At 63.8% G+C, this 18,031-nt stretch carries 15 protein-coding genes; 9 read left to right on the top strand and 6 right to left on the bottom strand.

Annotated elements, in window-relative coordinates; translation table 11 throughout:
* Positions 1 to 25: 25 nt before the first annotated feature.
* The 9 genes from tssE to GV819_RS01400 all read left to right on the top strand — a co-directional run bounded on the left by tssE (position 26) and on the right by GV819_RS01400 (position 14,554).
* Positions 26 to 541: a type VI secretion system baseplate subunit TssE gene (tssE, locus tag GV819_RS01440; RefSeq protein WP_161752797.1), complete on the top strand. Its 516-nt coding sequence runs from the start codon at positions 26 to 28 to the stop codon at positions 539 to 541.
* Complete coding sequence (gene tssF, locus GV819_RS01435; RefSeq protein WP_161752795.1) at positions 538 to 2,397, top strand: type VI secretion system baseplate subunit TssF; 1,860 nt, start codon at positions 538 to 540, stop codon at positions 2,395 to 2,397. The genes tssE and tssF overlap by 4 nt, the downstream gene beginning before the upstream one ends.
* Positions 2,361 to 3,413 (top strand): type VI secretion system baseplate subunit TssG, encoded by a 1,053-nt coding sequence (gene tssG / locus GV819_RS01430; RefSeq protein ID WP_161752793.1) that lies wholly within the window; start codon positions 2,361 to 2,363, stop codon positions 3,411 to 3,413. The genes tssF and tssG overlap by 37 nt, the downstream gene beginning before the upstream one ends.
* Positions 3,406 to 6,081 (top strand): type VI secretion system ATPase TssH, encoded by a 2,676-nt coding sequence (gene tssH, locus GV819_RS01425; protein ID WP_161752791.1) that lies wholly within the window; start codon positions 3,406 to 3,408, stop codon positions 6,079 to 6,081. Before tssG ends, tssH begins: the two co-directional genes overlap by 8 nt.
* Before the next feature lie 130 nt (positions 6,082 to 6,211).
* Positions 6,212 to 8,155, top strand: coding sequence for a type VI secretion system tip protein VgrG (locus GV819_RS01420; RefSeq protein WP_161752789.1), 1,944 nt, complete (start codon positions 6,212 to 6,214; stop codon positions 8,153 to 8,155).
* Positions 8,156 to 8,170: 15 nt separating this feature from the next.
* Positions 8,171 to 8,602: a DcrB-related protein gene (locus GV819_RS01415; protein ID WP_161752787.1), complete on the top strand. Its 432-nt coding sequence runs from the start codon at positions 8,171 to 8,173 to the stop codon at positions 8,600 to 8,602.
* A gap of 15 nt (positions 8,603 to 8,617) precedes the next feature.
* Entirely contained in the window at positions 8,618 to 12,997 is a 4,380-nt protein-coding gene (locus GV819_RS01410) for an RHS repeat-associated core domain-containing protein (RefSeq protein WP_161752785.1), read from the top strand.
* Positions 12,997 to 13,845 (top strand): toxin, encoded by an 849-nt coding sequence (locus GV819_RS01405; RefSeq protein WP_161752783.1) that lies wholly within the window; start codon positions 12,997 to 12,999, stop codon positions 13,843 to 13,845. The genes GV819_RS01410 and GV819_RS01405 overlap by 1 nt, the downstream gene beginning before the upstream one ends.
* A gap of 82 nt (positions 13,846 to 13,927) precedes the next feature.
* Complete coding sequence (locus GV819_RS01400; RefSeq protein WP_161752781.1) at positions 13,928 to 14,554, top strand: hypothetical protein; 627 nt, start codon at positions 13,928 to 13,930, stop codon at positions 14,552 to 14,554.
* 19 nt (positions 14,555 to 14,573) lie between these two features.
* Here GV819_RS01400 and GV819_RS01395 read toward each other — a convergent pair whose 3' ends face one another.
* The 6 genes from GV819_RS01395 to GV819_RS01370 all read right to left on the bottom strand — a co-directional run bounded on the left by GV819_RS01395 (position 14,574) and on the right by GV819_RS01370 (position 17,860).
* Positions 14,574 to 14,837, bottom strand: coding sequence for a hypothetical protein (locus GV819_RS01395; protein ID WP_161752779.1), 264 nt, complete (start codon positions 14,835 to 14,837; stop codon positions 14,574 to 14,576).
* Between the two features lie 54 nt (positions 14,838 to 14,891).
* On the bottom strand, positions 14,892 to 15,224 hold the full coding sequence (locus tag GV819_RS01390) for a hypothetical protein (protein WP_161752777.1): 333 nt from the start codon (positions 15,222 to 15,224) through the stop codon (positions 14,892 to 14,894).
* Entirely contained in the window at positions 15,217 to 16,428 is a 1,212-nt protein-coding gene (locus GV819_RS33460; protein ID WP_161752775.1) for a PAAR domain-containing protein, read from the bottom strand. The genes GV819_RS01390 and GV819_RS33460 overlap by 8 nt, the downstream gene beginning before the upstream one ends.
* A gap of 21 nt (positions 16,429 to 16,449) precedes the next feature.
* Entirely contained in the window at positions 16,450 to 16,884 is a 435-nt protein-coding gene (locus GV819_RS01380; protein WP_161752773.1) for a DcrB-related protein, read from the bottom strand.
* Between the two features lie 167 nt (positions 16,885 to 17,051).
* Positions 17,052 to 17,423: a hypothetical protein gene (locus GV819_RS01375; RefSeq protein WP_161752771.1), complete on the bottom strand. Its 372-nt coding sequence runs from the start codon at positions 17,421 to 17,423 to the stop codon at positions 17,052 to 17,054.
* Positions 17,411 to 17,860, bottom strand: a complete 450-nt coding sequence (locus GV819_RS01370) for a hypothetical protein (RefSeq protein ID WP_256667315.1) — start codon at positions 17,858 to 17,860, stop codon at positions 17,411 to 17,413. The genes GV819_RS01375 and GV819_RS01370 overlap by 13 nt, the downstream gene beginning before the upstream one ends.
* Between the last annotated feature and the right edge of the window lie 171 nt (positions 17,861 to 18,031).

The following is an 18,031-nucleotide window of genomic DNA, read 5'->3' as shown; positions in this document are numbered from 1 at the left end:
GCAATCCGATCCTGGAGCGAACCCTTTGGTCACCGACATCGCCGCCCGCGATCGCTTGCAGCCCTCTTTGCTGGATCGTCTGACCGACGATGAGCCCGGCAACCTGAAAGAAAGCCCGGACAAGCGCGTGCTGTCCCTGAGCCAGCTCAAGGCCTCGGTGCTACGGGACCTGGCCTGGCTGCTCAACACCACCTCCCTGCTCGAAACCGATGCCACCCTGCATACCCCTGCCGGCACTTCGGTGATCAACTACGGCCTGCCGGCCCTGGCCGGCTACAGCGCGTCGAGCATCGATATCCCGGCCCTGGAAAACCTGATTCACCAGGCCATCGCCACCTTTGAACCGCGCATTCTGCGCAGCACCCTGCGGGTCCGCGCGCGCACCGCACCTGGCGAGATGAACCACAACGCCCTGAGTTTCGAGATCGAGGGCGACTTATGGGCCCAGCCGATGCCCCTGCGCCTGCTGCTGCAAACCGACATGGACCTGGAGTCCGGTCACGTCCGCGTGGTCCACGCCGATTCCCGGAGGCGCTCATGAATCCGCGCCTGCTGGAGCTGTACAACCAGGAACTGCACCACGTGCGCGAAAGCGCCGCGGAGTTCGCCAAGGAATACCCGAAGATCGCCAGCCGCCTGACCCTGTCGGGCATGGACTGCGCCGACCCCTATGTCGAGCGCCTGCTGGAAGGCTTCGCCTATCTGACTGCTCGGGTGCAGCTGAAACTCGACGCCGAGTACCCGACCTTCACCCACAACCTGCTGGAGATCGCCTACCCGCACTACCTGGCTCCGACTCCGTCGATGACCGTGGTGCAGTTGCAGGCCGATCCCGATGAAGGTTCCCTGAGCAGCGGCTTCACCCTGGCACGCGACACCAGCCTGCGCGCCGCCCTGGGCCGCGACACCCAGACCTGCTGCGAATACCGCACCGCGCACGCGGTGACCCTGTGGCCGCTGCAAGTCAGCCAGGCCGAATATTTCGGCAACCCCGCGGCGGTGCTCGGGCGCCTGGCCGCCAGTGAACCCAAGGCCAAGGCCGGGTTGCGCCTGACCCTGCGCACCGGCGCCGAGCTGGCGTTCAGCAGCCTGGCCCTGGACCAGTTGCCGCTGTACCTCAACGGCAACGATGAGCAGCCGTTTCGCCTCTACGAACAACTGCTGGGCAATGCCTGCGCAGTGTTTGCCCGGGCCCCGGGCGGTGATTGGGTCGAGCGCCTGCCGCTGGATGCCTTGCGCTCCCGGGGCTTCGACGACCGCGATGCGGCCCTGCCGGTGGTGCCCCAGGCCTTCCAGGGCTACCGTTTGTTGCAGGAATACTTCGCCCTGCCCAACCGTTTCCTGTTCGTCGAGTTCGCCCAACTGGGCCGCGCGGTACAGCGCTGCGCCGGCCAGGAACTGGAGCTGATCGTGCTTTTCGAGCGCTTCGACCAGAGCCTGGAAGGCAGTGTCGGCGCCGCGCAATTCGTGCCCTTCTGCACCCCGGCGATCAACCTGTTTCCCAAGCGCCTGGACCGTATCCATCTGTCCAATCGGGTCAACGAACATCATGTGATCGCCGACCGCACCCGGCCAATGGATTTCGAGGTGCACTCGCTGACCGCCATCAGCGGCCACGGCACCGGCCCGGAGCAGCCCTTTTTGCCGTTCTACGCGGTGCGCGATCCGTCCCGCTATGGCCGCGACCAGGCCTATCACATCGTCCGCCGCGAGCCCCGGGTGCTGTCCAGCGACCAGCGTCGCAACGGCCCGCGCTCGACCTACATCGGCAGCGAATCCTTCGTCAGCCTGGTGGACAGCCAGCAGGCGCCCTATCGCCACGACCTGCGCCAGCTCGGGGTCAGCGCCCTGTGCACCAACCGCGACCTGCCGCTGTTCATGAACGTGGGCAACGGCAAGACCGACTTCACCCTGGCCGACAGCGCCCCGGTGCAAGCCATCCGCTGCCTGGCCGGTCCGAGCCGGCCGCGCCCCAGCCATGCCCATGACGGCAAGGCCTGGCGCCTGATCAGCCAGCTGTCGCTGAACTACCTGTCCCTGAGCGAACAGGGCCAGGGCGCGGCAGCCCTGCGTGAACTGCTGCGGCTGTACGGCGACAGCAACGACGCGGCCCTGCAACTGCAGATCGAAGGCCTGCGCGAAGTCAGCAGCAAGGCGGTAACCCGGCGCCTGCCGATGCCCGGGCCGATCGTCTTCGGCCGGGGCCTGGAGATCACCCTGGAATTCGATGAAAACGCGTTTCGCGGCACCGGGGTGTTCCTGCTCGGCGCGGTCTTCGAGCGCTTCCTGGCACGTTACGTGTCGATCAACAGTTTTACCGAGACGGTGATCCGTACCACCGAACGCGGCGAGATCATGCGATGGAAAGCCAAGCCCGGACGGCGTCCGACTCTTTGAATACGCTGACGGCGATGCACGCCGAGCCCTGGGAGTACGACTTCTTCCAGGCCCTGCGGCGGATCGAATGCCTGTCACCGCAACTGCCGCGCTTCGGTCACTCCCTGCGCCTGGCGGACGATCCGCTGCGCCTGGGGCAACAGGCCGACTGCAGCTTCGCCCCCTCGACCCTGGCTTCGGTGACCCCCGGCAGCGAGGGCGCGGCCACGCGCCTGGAGCAGTTCTTCTTCGGCCTCGGCGGCCCCAACGGGCCGTTGCCGCTGCACATCACCGAATACGTGCGCGAGCGCCAGCGCAACAATGCCGACAGCACCAGCAAGCGCTTTCTCGATGTGTTCCACCATCGCCTGCTGAGCCTGTTCTACCGGGCCTGGGCCGAAGCCCGGCCAACCGTGAGCCACGACCGCCCGGACGACGACTACTGGTCCGCGCGGCTGGCGGCCCTGAGTGGCCGGGGCATGCCCAGCCTGCTCAAGCAGGGGCTGATTGCCGACACCGCCAAGCTGCACTACAGCGGCCACCTGGCGGCCCAGACCCGCTATCCGGATGGCCTGCGAGCGATCATCAACCAGTACTTCGGCCTGCCGGTAGAGATCGAGGAATACGTCGGCCAGTGGCTGCAATTGCCGGAGCGCAGCCGGGTCGGGGTCCAGGCTCACCAGCTGGGCGTGGACTTCTGCCTGGGCAGCCACGTCTGGGACCGCCAGCACAAATTCCGTATCCGCCTCGGCCCGCTGAAGCTCGACGCCTACCTGGGGATGCTGCCCGACGGCCAGCAGTTCCAGGAGCTGGTGGCCTGGGTCGCCGAATACCTGGGCTTCGAGCTGGACTGGGACCTGAACCTGGTCCTGCTCCAGGAAGAAGTGCCCAAGCTGCAACTCAACGGCCGCCAGCGCCTGGGTTTCAACACCTGGCTCGGCCAACCCGGCAGCGATGCCAAGGATCTAATACTGGCCCGGCACTACGCCGATCAGGCCACTACCTCACGCACACCAAGGAGCACAGAGCATGGGTGAAATCAGTCGCGCGGCGCTGTTCGGCAAGCTCAACAGCGTTGCCTACAAAGCCATCGAAGCCGCTACGGTCTTCTGCAAACTGCGGGGCAATCCCTATGTGGAGCTGGCTCACTGGTTTCACCAACTGCTGCAATTGCAGGACTCGGACCTGCACCGGATCATCCGCCAGTTCAACCTGGAGCCGGCACGCCTGGCCAAGGACCTGACCGAGGCGCTGGACCGCCTGCCCCGGGGTTCGACCTCGATCACTGACCTGTCGTCCCACGTCGAGGAAGCGGTGGAGCGCGGCTGGGTCTACGGCAGCCTGATGTTCGGCGAAAGCCAGGTGCGCACCGGCTACCTGGTGATCGGCATCCTCAAGACCCCGAGCCTGCGCCATGCGCTGCTGGGGCTGTCGCGGGAATTCGAGAAGATCAAGGTCGAAGCCCTGAGCGAGCGTTTTGACGAATACGTCGGTGACTCGCCGGAAAACGCCCTCAGCGCCAGCGACGGTTTCAATGCCGGCGCGGTACCCGGCGAAGCCAGCGGCGCCATGGCCCCCAGCGCCCTGGGCAAGCAGGAAGCCCTGAAGCGCTTCACCGTCGACCTCACCGAGCAGGCCCGCAGCGGCAAGCTCGACCCCATCGTCGGCCGTGACGAAGAGATCCGCCAGCTGGTGGACATCCTCATGCGTCGCCGGCAGAACAACCCGATCCTCACCGGCGAAGCCGGGGTGGGCAAGACTGCGGTGGTGGAAGGTTTCGCCCTGCGCATCGTCGCCGGCGACGTACCGCCAGCGCTCAAGGACGTTGAACTGCGCAGCCTCGACGTCGGCCTGCTGCAGGCTGGCGCCAGCATGAAGGGCGAGTTCGAACAGCGCCTGCGCCAGGTCATCGAGGACGTCCAGGCCTCGCCCAAACCGATCATCCTGTTCATCGACGAAGCCCACACCCTGGTGGGTGCCGGTGGCGCCGCCGGCACCGGCGACGCGGCCAACCTGCTGAAACCGGCCCTGGCCCGCGGCACCCTGCGTACCGTGGCTGCCACCACCTGGGCCGAGTACAAGAAGCACATCGAGAAAGACCCGGCCCTGACCCGGCGTTTCCAGGTGGTGCAAGTGGCCGAACCTTCGGAAGACAAGGCGCTGCTGATGATGCGCGGCGTAGCTTCGACCATGGAACAGCACCACCAGGTACAGATCCTCGACGAAGCCCTGGAAGCCTCGGTCAAGCTGTCCCACCGCTACATTCCAGCGCGCCAGTTGCCAGACAAATCCGTGAGCCTGCTGGACACCGCCTGTGCCCGGGTTGCCATCAGCCTGCACGCGGTGCCGGCCGAAGTGGACGACAGCCGTCGGCGCATCGAGGCCCTGGAAACCGAGCTACAGATCATCGCCCGGGAACAGGCAATCGGCGTGGCCATCGGCAACCGCCAGGTCAACAGCGAAAGCCTGCTGGCCGCCGAGCGCGAGCGCCTGGCCGCGCTGGAAAGCCGCTGGGCCGAAGAGAAGACCCTGGTCGACGAATTGCTGGCGACCCGCGCCCAACTGCGCGAGAACGTCGGCCTGGTGGACAGCGACGTCGGCGACGCAAGCCACGGCCTGCGAGAGCGGCTGGTGGACCTGCAACAGCGCCTCAGCGCCCTGCAAGGCGAGACCCCGTTGATTCTGCCGACCGTCGACTACCAGGCGGTGGCCTCGGTGGTCGCCGACTGGACCGGCATTCCGGTGGGGCGCATGGCCCGCAATGAGCTGGAAACCGTGCTCAACCTCGACCAGCACCTGAAGAAACGCATCATCGGCCAGGACCACGCCCTGCAGATGATCGCCAAGCGCATCCAGACTTCCCGCGCCGGCCTCGACAACCCGAACAAGCCGATTGGCGTGTTCATGCTCGCCGGCACCTCCGGGGTCGGCAAGACCGAAACCGCCCTGGCCCTGGCCGAAGCCCTGTACGGCGGCGAGCAGAACGTCATCACCATCAACATGAGCGAGTTCCAGGAAGCCCACACCGTGTCCACCCTCAAGGGTGCGCCGCCGGGCTACATCGGTTACGGCGAAGGCGGCGTGCTCACCGAGGCGGTGCGACGCAAACCCTACAGCGTGGTGCTGCTGGACGAAGTGGAAAAAGCCCACCCGGACGTGCATGAAGTCTTCTTCCAGGTGTTCGACAAAGGCGTGATGGAAGACGGCGAAGGTCGCGTGATCGACTTCAAGAACACCCTGATCCTGCTCACCACCAATGCCGGTACCGAGCTGATCGCCAACGTCTGCAAGAACCCGCAGGCCGTGCCCGAGCCGGAGGAAATCGCCAAGGCCCTGCGCCAACCGCTGCTGGAGATCTTCCCGCCGGCGCTGCTGGGGCGCCTGGTGACCATCCCCTACTACCCGCTGAGCGACGACATGCTCAAGGCGATCACCCGCCTGCAACTGGGGCGGATCAAGAAGCGCGTGGAAAGCACTCACAAGGTGGATTTCGACTTCGACGACGAGGTCATCGACCTGATCGTCTCGCGCTGCACCGAGACCGAAAGCGGCGGCCGGATGATCGACGCCATCCTGACCAACAGCCTGTTGCCGGACATGAGCCGCGAGTTCCTCACCCGGATGCTCGAAGGCAAGGCTCTGGCCGGGGTGCGCATCAGCCAGCGTGACAACGAACTGCACTACGACTTCAGCGAGCCGGCCTGACCCCACGCTCTCCGTAGGAGCTGGCTTGCCAGCGAAGCGCCCGCCACGGTGATGGACCTGGCGCCTTCGCGAGCAAGCTCGCTCCTACAGAGGGCCGGCCAGGCACACCACGCATTCAACGAGACTGACGATGCTATTTCAGCAATCCACACGACTGGCACAGGTCAACTGCCCCCTGGGACCGGACGTCCTGCTGCTCAAGAGCATGGGCGGCGGCGAGGAGCTGGGGCGGCTGTTCGACTATCAGCTGCAACTGACCTCCAGCGACGCCAACATCGACCTCAACCAGTTGCTGGGCAAGCCCATGGGCCTCAGCGTGCAACTGGACGGTGGCGGCCAGCGGCACTTCCACGGCATCGTCGCGCGCTGCAGCCAGAACATCGACACGGGCCAGTTCGCCAGTTACCAGGTAACGCTGCGGCCCTGGCTGTGGCTGCTGAGCCGTACCTCCGATTGCCGGATTTTCCAGAACCTGAGCATCCCGCAGATCATCAAGCAGGTGTTCCGCGACCTGGGTTTTTCCGATTTCGAAGACGCCCTGAGCCGACCCTACCGGGAGTGGGAATACTGCGTGCAGTACCGCGAGACCAGCTTCGATTTCGTCAGCAGGCTGATGGAACAGGAAGGCATCTACTACTTCTTCCGCCACGAGAAGGACCGCCACGTGGTGGTGCTGGCCGACGCCTATGGCGCCCACAGCAGCGTGCCCGGCTACGCCTCGGTGCCCTACTACCCGCGGGACGAGCAGCAGCGCGAGCGCGACCACCTGTTCGACTGGCACCTGGCCCAGGAAGTACAGCCCGGTTCGCTGGAGCTCAACGACTACGATTTCCAGCGCCCTAGCGCACGGATCGATGTGCGTTCGGCCATGCCGCGCCCCCACAGCGCCGGTGACTACCCGCTCTACGACTACCCCGGCACCTACGTGCAGAGCGGCGACGGCGAGCACTATGCGCAAACCCGCATCGAAGCCCTGCAGAGCCTGCATGAGCGCATCGAGCTCAGCGGCAACGCCCGGGGCCTGGGCGCCGGCCACCTGTTCACTCTCAGCGGCTTCAGCCGTCAGGACCAGAACCGGGAATACCTGATCGTCGGCATCCGCTACTACGTGGTCCAGGAAAGTCTGGAAACCGGCGGTGGCGGCGGCTCGGCGCAGTTCGAAAGCCACCTGACCTGCATCGATGCGCAGCAGAGCTTCCGGCCCCTGGCCAGCACCCACAAGCCGATGGTCCAGGGCCCGCAGACCGCACGGGTGGTGGGCCCTGCCGGCGAGGAGATCTGGACCGACCAATACGGCCGGGTCAAGGTGCACTTCCATTGGGACCGCCATGACCAGTCCAACGAAAACAGCTCGTGCTGGATTCGCGTATCCCAGGCCTGGGCCGGAAAGAACTGGGGCTCGATGCAGATTCCGCGCATCGGCCAGGAAGTCATCGTCAGCTTCCTCGAAGGCGACCCCGACCGCCCGATCATTACCGGCCGGGTGTACAACGCCGAACAGACCGTGCCCTACGACCTGCCGGCCAACGCCACCCAGAGCGGCATGAAAAGCCGGTCGAGCAAGGGCGGCAGCCCGGCCAACTTCAACGAAATCCGCATGGAAGACAAAAAGGGCGCGGAGCAGCTGTACATCCACGCCGAGCGCAACCAGGACATCGTGGTCGAGGTCAATGAAAGCCACTCGGTGGGCAATGACCGGGTCAAGAGTATTGGCCGCGACGAGACCGTGACCATCGGCTCCGCCCGCCTGCGCGCGGTCAAGGAACTCGACGTGCTGGTGGTCGGCGGCAAAAAGACCGACAGCATCAGCCAGAGCTACATCATCGAGGTTGGCGAGAACCTGCGCCTGGTCTGCGGCGAAAGCGTGCTGGAGTTGAACGCCAGTGGCCAGATCAACCTCAGCGGCAAGCAGATCAGCTTCTATGCCTCGGGCGATGCCGAATTCAATACCGGCGGCGTACTGCACCTGAACAACGGCGGTAGCGCCGGCGCGACCCCTGAGGGCCAGGGCGTCAAAGGCAGCATCGATGCCAGCGTCGACGCCATGTTTCCCAAGCCCCAGGGCAACCCCTAACGAGAGCCCAGCGCCATGACCTATCGCATCAACGAATTTCAGTTCGCCTTGCCGCCCAGCGAGCTGCTGGACGCGTCGATCAACATCCTCAAGTTCCCGCAGCTGGGCACTTCGCTGATCGTCAGCCGCAGCCAGCTGGCCAAGGGTGAAACCCTGCAGAGCAGCTTCGACAGCCAGCTCAAGAAGCTCGAACAACAGGTTCAGGAGCTACGCTACCAGCCCGGCGTGGCCGTGCGCGTGGGCAGCGCCCAGGAGGTCGACGCTCTGGAACTGCGCAGCCAGTTCAACAAGGGCAGTGAGCAGGTCTTTCAGTACCAACTGGCCCTGGTCCTGCCCGGCACCCACAAGATGCTTGCCCTCAGCTACGTCAAGGCACAACCGCTGAACGACAGTGACGCCGCGCACTGGGCCACCATCAAGCAGTCCCTGAACTTCAACACACCTTGATGATGAGCCTCCGGCATGTCTGACGCGCTTCTGTGGGCCGCACGCCTGGGCGACGGGCTCGAACACAGCTCGGTGATGGCGGACATCCTCAGCGGTGTGCTGGAGGTCGCCGCCAACATCGCGATTACCGCCCTGGCCACTGCCGCAGTGGTGGCCGCCACCGGCATCACCGTGGCCACTGGCGGGCTCGGAGCCTGCCTGCTGGGCGCCGTGGTGGGGGTGATCGTCGGGCTGGCCATGAGCAAGAGCGGGGCCGACAAAGGCCTGACGAAGATGTGCGACTGGATAGGCGACGCGCTGTTTCCGCCCTCCGTGCAGGCCACCATCCTCAGCGGCTCCACCAACACACTGACCAACAACATTCCCGCCGCCCGGGCCGCCGGTACGGCACCGCCCCCTGCCCCGCCCTCGGGCACCCCGGAAAGCCAGGCGCCCGCCAGCGAGTCACCGTCACCGGCGGCGGCAGAGGCGGAACCCGGCTTCCTGGACATGGCCAAAGGGTTCTTTTCGCAGATGTGGCGCCCCACCGTCGCCACCCCTGCCCCCGGTACGGAACCCAAGCCGCTGGACCTGGTGACCTGCACCAAGCACCCGCCGATGCCGCCGCAGTTTCTAGCCGAAGGCTCGGAAAAGGTCAGCATCAACGGCCAGCCGGCCGTGCGCAGCGGCGACCGCAGCACCTGCGACGCCAAGGTGGTCGCGGCGGGCATGGTGTCGTCCAACGTGAGCATCGGCGGCGGCTCGGTGGTGGTGCGCGAGATCCGCAGCGGCAAGACCCCGGGAATCGGCCTGGCGATTACCGTGCTGATGATGCTCAAGGGCGGCAAGGGCAACTTCAAGGCCAACCTGCCCTGCATGTTGCTGGCGGGGGTCAATTCGTTTGTGGTCAGCCAGGCCATGGGAGCCCTGACCAATGCCGTGGTGGGCTCGCCAAACCCGGTGCATGCGGCGACCGGGGCCAAGGTCCTGGGTGGCGCCGCGGACCTGGACTTCGTCTTGCCGGGCCTGCTGCCCATCGACTGGCAGCGCTTCTACAACAGCCTCGACCAACGCTACGACGGGCTGTTCGGTAGCGGCTGGAGTGTGCCTTACGAAATCAGCGTGCTGATCGAAACCCACCCCGAGGGCGGCGAGCGCCTGGTGTATATCGATGAACAGGGCCGGCGCATCGACATGGGCTCGATTGCCCTGGGCGCTGCCGCCTTCAGCCCCGGCGAAGGGCTGAGTGTCCGGCGCAACGGCAACGGGCAGTTGCTGATCGAGAGCAACAACGGCTTGTACCGTCTTTTCGAGCCCGACCCCGGGCAAGGCTCGCGGCTGCGCCTGAGCCAGTTCGGCGACCGCAACGACAACCGCATTTACCTGGACTACGACCCGGCCGGGCAATTGATCCGCCTGCGCGACACCTTCGATCTGGTTCAGGTCGAACTGATCTACAGCGCGCAATGGCCGCGCCGGGTGCAACAGATAGAGCGCCTGTACCCGGACCAGCAGCGGGAAATCCTCGCCCGTTACGCCTACGACGCCCATGGTGATCTGGCTCAGGTAGAGGACGCCAGCCAGCAGGTGCAGCGGCGCTTTGCCTACGAGGGCGGGCGCATGGTGGAGCACCAGCTGCCCAGCGGGCTGCGCTGCTTCTATCAGTGGGCGCAGATCGACGACGTCGAATGGCGCGTGGTGCGGCACTGGACCGATAGCGGCGAAGAGTACCGCTTTGACTATGACTTGCAGGCGGGCATCACCCGGATCGAGGACGGCCTGCAACGCCAGAGCACCCGGCACTGGGACAAGCAGCATCAAATCACCGACTACACCGACAACCTCGGGCAGACCTGGCAGTTCCAGTGGAATGACCAACGCCAGCTACTGGGCGCAACGGACCCTCAGGGCGGGCAGTTCCAGCTCAGCTACGACGAAGCCGGCAACCTCAGCGAAACCCTCGATCCCCTCGGCAGGCGCGAGTCGACCCTTTGGCTGGAGCATTGGTCGCTGCCGCGGATCGAAACCGACGCCGCCGGCAATAGCTGGACCTACGACTACGATCCGCGCGGCAATTGCCTCTGTGAAACCGACCCGCTGGGCTACGCCACCCGCTATCGCCATGACCGCCATGGGCGGATGGTGGAGATCACCGATGCCAGCGGAAAAACCAAGCATCTGCAGTGGAACGAACTGGGGCAGTTGCTGCGGTTCACCGATTGCTCCGGCTACCCGACCCACTTCAGCTATGAACCCCGCGGCTACCTGCAGGCCGTCACCGATGCCCTGGGCGAACAGACGGTCTACCAGCACGACGCCCGTGGGCGCTTGCTGCGCAACCAGCTCGCGGACGGCCGTGTCGAGCAGTTCCTGCGTGACCACAGCGGCCAGCTGACCGGTTACATCGATCCGGCCGGGCACGCCACCCACTATCAGTACGATCGACAGGGCCAGCTTCAGGTACGCATCGATGCCCATGGGCGCCGGGTGCAGTTCAGTTACGACGCCTACGGCCGCCTGCAGGCACTGAGCAACGAAAACGCTGAAAGCTACCGATTTGCCTGGGATGCCGGGGATCGCCTGACCCGGCAACAAGGCCTCAATGGCAGCGTGCAGCAGTACCACTATGACGTGCTGGACAACGTGGTAGGCGTGGAGTATCTGGCAGCCCCCGCGGGCAACGTGGAGCAACCGAAGATCGTCCATCGCCTGGAGCGCGATGCGGTGGGCCGGATTCTCGCCAAGGTCACCAGCGACGGGTTGACCGAGTATCAGCATGATCCCTTGGATCAACTGACGCAGGTGGTCTTTACCGATCAGAACCAGCAGTCGCAAACCCTGAGCTTCGCCTACGACGCCCTCGGCCAGCTGCTGGAAGAACAGAGCGCGGCCGGTTGCTTGCAGCATCACTACGACGAGCTGGGCAACCTGTGCCAGAGCCAGTTGCCGGATCAGCGCTGGATCAACCGCCTGTACTACGGCAGCGGCCACCTGCACCAGATCAATGTGGACGGCCAGGTGATCAGCGACTTCGAGCGAGATCGCCTGCACCGCGAGGTGCTGCGGACCCAGGGCCAGCTCACGACCCTCAGCGAATATGATCGCGCCGGGCGCCTGCGCTCGCGCCTGCAACGTCCGACCCAACAGCCCGCGGCGCTGCCAGCGCCAGTGCGCAAGCACTTTGAGTATGACCCTGCCGACAATCTCATCGGCCGGCTCGAACAGCGCCCACGCGGCGGGCACCACCAGCTGTATCACTACGATGCGAGCGAACGCATCATCGCCAGCCAGGACAATGTCCTGGGCCAGACCGAAACCTTTGCCTACGACGCTGCCGCCAACCTGCTGGATGGCCAATCGGCCGCGTCTGGATCGGTCCTGCATAACCAGCAGCGCGTGTTCCAGGACAAGCATTACCGTTATGACGGCTTTGGCCGGCTGATCGAGAAACGCAGCGCCGGCCACCTGATCCAGCACATGCACTATGACGCTGAACACCGCCTGATAGAGGTGCGCAATCAGGCCGGCCAGCGGCAAACAACGGTAAGCATGAGCTACGACCCCCTGGGTCGCCGCATCCAGAAAACCGAACATGACGCCCAGGGTTATCTACTGGGCGAAACCCGCTTCGCCTGGGATGGCCTGCGCTTGCTGCAAGAGCAGCGCAACAGCACCACCAGCCTCTATCTGTATGTCGACGAGGGCTTCGAAGTGCTGGCCCGGGTCGATGGTACGGGCGCCCTGCAGAAGGTCCGGCACTATCACAACGATCTCAATGGCCTGCCGCAACAGCTCACGGAAGCAGATGGGCACAGCGTCTGGCAGGCCCGTTACCGGGTGTGGGGGAACATTGCCGAGGAACAGCGCGAGCCCTCTTACCTCGAGGAACAGAACCTGCGTTTTCAAGGTCAGTACCATGACCGCGAAACAGGGCTGTACTACAACACGTTCCGCTTCTACGACCCGGATATCGGCCGCTACATCAGCCCCGACCCCATCGGCCTCGAAGGCGGCCTGAACCTCTACACCTACGGCCCCAACCCGCTGACGTATTTTGATCCGCTCGGCTGGACAGGCACCTACATCTTCACCAACGGCAAGATCTCCTACATCGGCAAGGGCCCGGTGACCCGCATGAACAACTCGATGCTCGCCCGCATCAAAGGCAAGGGCAATGCTACACAGTTTGCCCATTTGGACTTCGGCGACAGCAAGATGGGCTTCATGGTGGAACATCGCCTGATGCAGAAGTACAACGCGCGCAACTCGGCGAAGTTCGCCAACAGCCCGAATCTCAACTCGCCAGGCAAAAAGTATTACGAAGCTGCGGATGCCAAGACCCAGCGCAAAGTGAACAGGCTGGCCACGAAGTTGGACAACCAGTTCAAGAAATCCGGATCATGTGGGGGTAAGTAATGAAGAATTTCAGCTACAACGAAGACATAGACGCACTGGAAATACCGGCCCAACAGTTCGCCGCCGGTATCGAATACGCCAGCAAGAAGGGCTACGCCAACCTCCGGGTCATGGGCTCTGCCAAAGCGGCCAAGAGTACGCCGCTCGACTTGAGTGCGCTGAATAGGCACAACAGCGTGCAATCACTGGATCTGTCGGATGACATCGACCTGAAGCAGGTCGATTTGAGCCCGCTGTACGCGTTGCCGCAGCTGAAGTTGCTGTCGCTCCCCTACCTCAAGGACCGTATCGACTTCTCGCGACTGCCCAGCCTGGAGACGCTCTACATTACCGGCGCAGACGAAGCGCTGGAGCCCCTGGAACTGCCCCGACTCAAGCACCTGTTGCTGGTGGCGGTGAAGAATCAGGATTGCGGGTTTCTCTCGAAGCTCAGCGCACTGCAGGAACTGAGAATCAGCGGCGGCAACATCGAGCGACTGACCGGCATCGAGACGCTGGACGGGCTGGTATCGATTCAGATCCAGCACAGCCCGAAGATGCTCGATATCAGCACCATCAACGCGCTCAAGAGCCTGAAGACCCTGCACGTCGAAAAATGCAGCCAGTTACGGGACTACGGATTCCTGTCGGAAAACCAGACCCTTGAGGAAGTGTTCATTTCCGAGCTCGACTCAGTGTCGTTCGCCCCGGCAATGGAGCGCCTGAGCTCACTGCAATTCTGGGACCTGAAAGACGGCGAGATGAGCCCGCTGCTGACCTCCAAGAGCCTGAAAGAGGTCTACTTCCATCCGAAGAAAAAGCACTACAGCCATAGCCTCAAGGAGATCAATGCCGCGTTCGGCAAGTGAGCAGAGGCCTGCACATCGGGCTCAACGACGGTCGGGGCGGATCGTCGTACCGCCGTTTCATGATTGAAGGACCCATCAAGAAATGAAAGCAGGCACCCATCAATTGCGCAGCCACTTCGAAAAGGCGCTCCAACTTTTCTTGAAGAGCGAGCTCGCAGGTTATCCCGGAGTAAAAGTCACCAAGAACAAAGTGGTGATTGCCCAGAAAGAATCGGGCGCCGTGGCGAGCCTGCATTTCCAGTACCTGGCCAACACCCGCGCCTACGAAATCATCATCTTCGTCGAACACCCGGCCCTGCAGGCCGAGATCGAGCGGATAAGCCCGCCCTACCCGTCCAACCTGGCCAATCCAAAATTGGTCTACAGCTTGTCGACGGTCAGCGAAAAAGCCGCCTGCCCACTGCTGCCCGTGACAGAGCAAGGCATTGAAAATACCTGCCAGGTAATTCTGCGCCAGCTCCAGGATGTTCACCTGCCTGTCCTGTTCAACCTCTTCAACGTCAGCCCCGCACTGGTGAGCGATGTCATCGAGAGGCCAAAGTATTACGCCTATCCGGTCCCGCTGATTTTTATCGCCTTGAAAACCAACGCCATCAAACCGGACGAAGAAACGCTAGCGAAGATTCTGAGCGAGCAGACCCTGGGCTACACCAATCACCAGGAACTGAAGGAGTCGTTCAACAAGCAACTCCTGACAGCGCTGACCTGAGCACTTGCTGGAGGCCGGGTCAGATCGCCGTGCCGCGATTGCTGCCCGGCTTGATGATCAGCAACCGATCCAGCTCGCGCTTTCTACCGCGGGTGACGAACTCCAGGGCGGCCTGCAGATCCTGTTCGAACCGCTCGAAGGTCGCACGATCGATGGCGTAGAACTCCTCGTAGTCGACCACACCGAGGCTGACCGGGAAGGAGACGTAGTACTGGCCGCTGAGTTCTTCGATGCCCATCGAGAACATTTCCTCGCGGCTGACAAACAGATCGTTGAATTTCATCTCGGTCCTCTATACGGCCACCACTCGCAAATGGCGGCTTGCTGGCTCAAACGATCAGACCTCGACCAGGTGATAACGCCCGGGCTCTCGCCAGGAAACCCGGGTGAACTTGCCGCTGAGCAGGTTCATGTCGCGCAGGTATTCAAAAACCTCGGCCGGGCACCATTCCTTGCCATCGGCAAAGGCCACGCCGAGCGTGCGCAAGGCATCGAAGAGCTGCGCCTTGCGCCCGTCGTCCGCTACGTCCTGGGCATAAACCCCCGGTTCGATCGTTGCGCTAAACCCCAGAGCCACCAAGGCCGCATCCAGAGAAGCGGCAATGACCCGAATACGTACTGTGTCGGCATCCGCCTTTTCCACATAGGCCTGCAATTCTTGCTCAGTCACTTACAAACACCTCAGTTAAGGTTTTGACCCCGTCAATATCTTTGGTCGGGATCGACTCGACCACCATTTCCGGTGCTCCTCCCGGCAGGTGCTTACCCGGTCCGAGGAAGTACTGGTTGCCCTCCATCGGGCTTCTCGGCATACGCTCGATGACGTTATCGACCTGACGGATCTTGAAGCCGTCTTTCAACGAGCCTTCTTCCAGACCAAAAGCCCGTTCGAGCTTCGCCGCCTTCTCGGTGCTGATGGTGACTTTCGAACGCCCGGAAAAGTCGCCGATGATATCCGCGACACCCTTCTTGTCGGAAACATATGTGCCATTGCGGCCGATGGTCGGGTATTTGTCCCACGCGACCGGGCTGACGTTGAAGCCCCGATTGTCCTTGAGCATCTGCGCCTGGCGTCGCTGCGCCATCAGCGTGCGTTGTGTCGCGCTCATCGGCGTACGCGCCAACTTCGGGCCCATGCCCAGCAAGGCCATGCCGGCCACGCCCTGAAGCAGGTCACGATAACCCGGGCCCAAACGGTCGCCCAGGTCCCCCAGCAGCGACATCCCGCCATACATCGCGCCACCGACCGCCACGGCGCCGAAAAACGCCGCCGCCCCGGCACAAGCCGCCAGTACCAGGGCTGCACCGGCCGCCAGCAAACCCAGCGCCTCAAGCCCAGTGTGCATCCAGCCTTCAATATCCAGGACGAACGCCACCTGCACGGTGGGCCCGCCAATGAAGGTGTTTTCACTGCCGGTCTTGATGTGTGCACCGCAGACCATCTTGCTTTGCAGGCGTGCTGCCGGCTTGCCGTTGATGGTGACCTTGGCGCTGCCCTCGGCGATCAACACCGGGAACGGCCAGGGCGGATGGTTCAGCGGCAGGCCGCTGCACGAGGACGAGTGGTCCTGGCCCGCGCGCATGGCGTTGCGCAGGTTGATGCGGACATTGAAGCTGCCCTCCACCAGCACCCCCGTGCTGGGTTCGGGCAGGTTGAAGATCGTGCTCAGGCCCTTGGCGATCTGGAACATCGACAAACCGCCGGCCGCGACCGAGCCGGCGATGATGGCGATCGCCACCCCACCGGTGGCCACGGTCGCTGCCACCACAGCGGCGCCGATCAGGGCACCGGCCACCGCCCCGGCCAGCATCGCCGCCACGCCAAAGCCATGGGCGATCTCATCGCCCAGGCGGGCTGCTGCCAACATATCCATGGTGCGCTACTCAGCCTGGGGTCAGATCACCGAAGGCTGGGGCTTGAGGCTCTGCATGGCCTGCTTCCAGGCGGGCTCGTGGTGCACCAGGTCATTGGCCGTGGTGGTCAGGGTGGTGATCAGCACCGCCGGTTTACGCTCGACGAACACCTGGCGCAGCATCAGCTCGCGGCCTTCGCGCTTCCAGCTGTAGTCCAGCAGCACCGCGGCGTGGCCATGCATGTCGAAGTCCCAACGCTTGAGCAGGTTGAAACCCGGCAGTTGCTGCTCGGCGCTGGTCAGTTGCCTGGCCACATAGTCGGCAAAGTCGGCGTCGCCCTGGCTCGGATCGCGGCTGATGACGAAGCTGGCTTCCTGGGCACCGCCCACGGCCGGCAGCTTGAAGATGTTGATGCTCTGATCCTGCCAGGTATCGGGGATGTCGAGGTCGGCTTCTTGAATGCGGTAAGAGGACAAGAGGTTCGCGTTCCATGCAAAAAGGGGGAGTCGGACAGCGGCAAATTTTCAGGCAATGACTGGCAACAATCAAGGAGCCTGTCGGCAACCTTGAGTCAGGAAGCCTCGCCGCCGGGGGTGCTGCTGCCGCGTTCAGAGGCGCCTGGCCTTGCGCTCCAGGCCAGGGGTCAGCGAGCCTTGAGGCAGGCCGCATACTCCCGGGCAAAGCGCGGGTCAAACTTCAACGCCTGCGGCTCCTCGGGATCGATGGTGACATTCCACAACGCCTGCTGCGGTACGTCGTAGCGGACCCAGCCGATGATCCCGCTGCCGGAGGTTTCATAGAACAGTTGCAGGCTCAGCTGATCGCCATCATCCTGATCGATCAGCAGCTTGAGGTGCTCCGGGGTGGTGAAGTCGCGGTAGGGAAAATCGCTGCTGCGCACCATTTCGGTGAGGTAGCCGTAGCAGCCCTTGCCCGGGTTCGATTCATCCGCCAGGGCGGGCATGGCCGCGCTGGCGATCAGCAGGCCCAGGCCCGCCAGGTTCAAGTACCGCATGATTGCCCCTTGAGGGTGAGGGTTTCGACCTGATCGTTCATCTCGATCTGCGCCAGCACCTGGCGGTCGTGAGACTCCTGGTACTCGCTGAAATTGTTGCGCTTGAGGATGTTCAGGGTGACTCGGATGTGCGCGCCAGCATTCTGGTACTCGCTGCGCTCGGGGCCCTGGGCGACGCCGGTGAGCTCCACCAGTTGCCCGCCGGTCTTGAGGTAGAGAAAGCGCTCATCCACTTCCACCATCAACCGCGGAGCCTTGGGTGCCACGCTGTAGTCCTCGCGGGCCAGGGAGTAGCCACAGAGCCAGGCACCGGAGCTGCCGTACTGCTGGCTGTGGAACCAGCTGAGGGCCTCGCGATAACCGATCTGGCTCAACCGCGAATTGCCTGCGGCCGAGGCCGATGACAGGCCAAGAGCAAGGATGCAGCCCACTGTCATGGAGGCTGCGCCTGGGCTCCCCAGGCAACGAAGCACGGCTGCCAATACTGGGGATCTGTCTGTGGGGCGGGTCATCCTTGGCCTTAGGTCGCGAGTCAAACAATCGCGCATCCTAGCCACGCCACCCCGGGTGCGCAAGCTGATCCGCCAGCAAACGCCGGGCAAAAAAAT

This window comes from Pseudomonas sp. Fl5BN2, from assembly GCF_009908205.1.
In the GTDB taxonomy this organism is placed as follows: domain Bacteria; phylum Pseudomonadota; class Gammaproteobacteria; order Pseudomonadales; family Pseudomonadaceae; genus Aquipseudomonas.
Note: the sequence above shows the minus strand (reverse complement) of the source record. Positions and strands in the feature narration are given on the sequence as shown.

Bases quoted from the DNA above. Each gene is read 5' to 3' on its own strand.
- GV819_RS01420 (WP_161752789.1), top strand. From the start codon at position 6,212: ATGCTATTTCAGCAATCCACACGACTGGCACAGGTCAACTGCCCCCTG.
- tssF (WP_161752795.1), top strand. From the start codon at position 538: ATGAATCCGCGCCTGCTGGAGCTGTACAACCAGGAACTGCACCACGTG.
- GV819_RS01400 (WP_161752781.1), top strand. From the start codon at position 13,928: ATGAAAGCAGGCACCCATCAATTGCGCAGCCACTTCGAAAAGGCGCTC.
- GV819_RS01410 (WP_161752785.1), top strand. From the start codon at position 8,618: ATGTCTGACGCGCTTCTGTGGGCCGCACGCCTGGGCGACGGGCTCGAA.
- tssH (WP_161752791.1), top strand. From the start codon at position 3,406: ATGGGTGAAATCAGTCGCGCGGCGCTGTTCGGCAAGCTCAACAGCGTT.
- GV819_RS01375 (WP_161752771.1), bottom strand. From the start codon at position 17,423: ATGCGGTACTTGAACCTGGCGGGCCTGGGCCTGCTGATCGCCAGCGCG.
- GV819_RS01395 (WP_161752779.1), bottom strand. From the start codon at position 14,837: ATGAAATTCAACGATCTGTTTGTCAGCCGCGAGGAAATGTTCTCGATG.
- tssG (WP_161752793.1), top strand. From the start codon at position 2,361: ATGGAAAGCCAAGCCCGGACGGCGTCCGACTCTTTGAATACGCTGACG.
- GV819_RS01370 (WP_256667315.1), bottom strand. From the start codon at position 17,860: ATGACAGTGGGCTGCATCCTTGCTCTTGGCCTGTCATCGGCCTCGGCC.
- GV819_RS33460 (WP_161752775.1), bottom strand. From the start codon at position 16,428: ATGGATATGTTGGCAGCAGCCCGCCTGGGCGATGAGATCGCCCATGGC.
- GV819_RS01405 (WP_161752783.1), top strand. From the start codon at position 12,997: ATGAAGAATTTCAGCTACAACGAAGACATAGACGCACTGGAAATACCG.
- GV819_RS01415 (WP_161752787.1), top strand. From the start codon at position 8,171: ATGACCTATCGCATCAACGAATTTCAGTTCGCCTTGCCGCCCAGCGAG.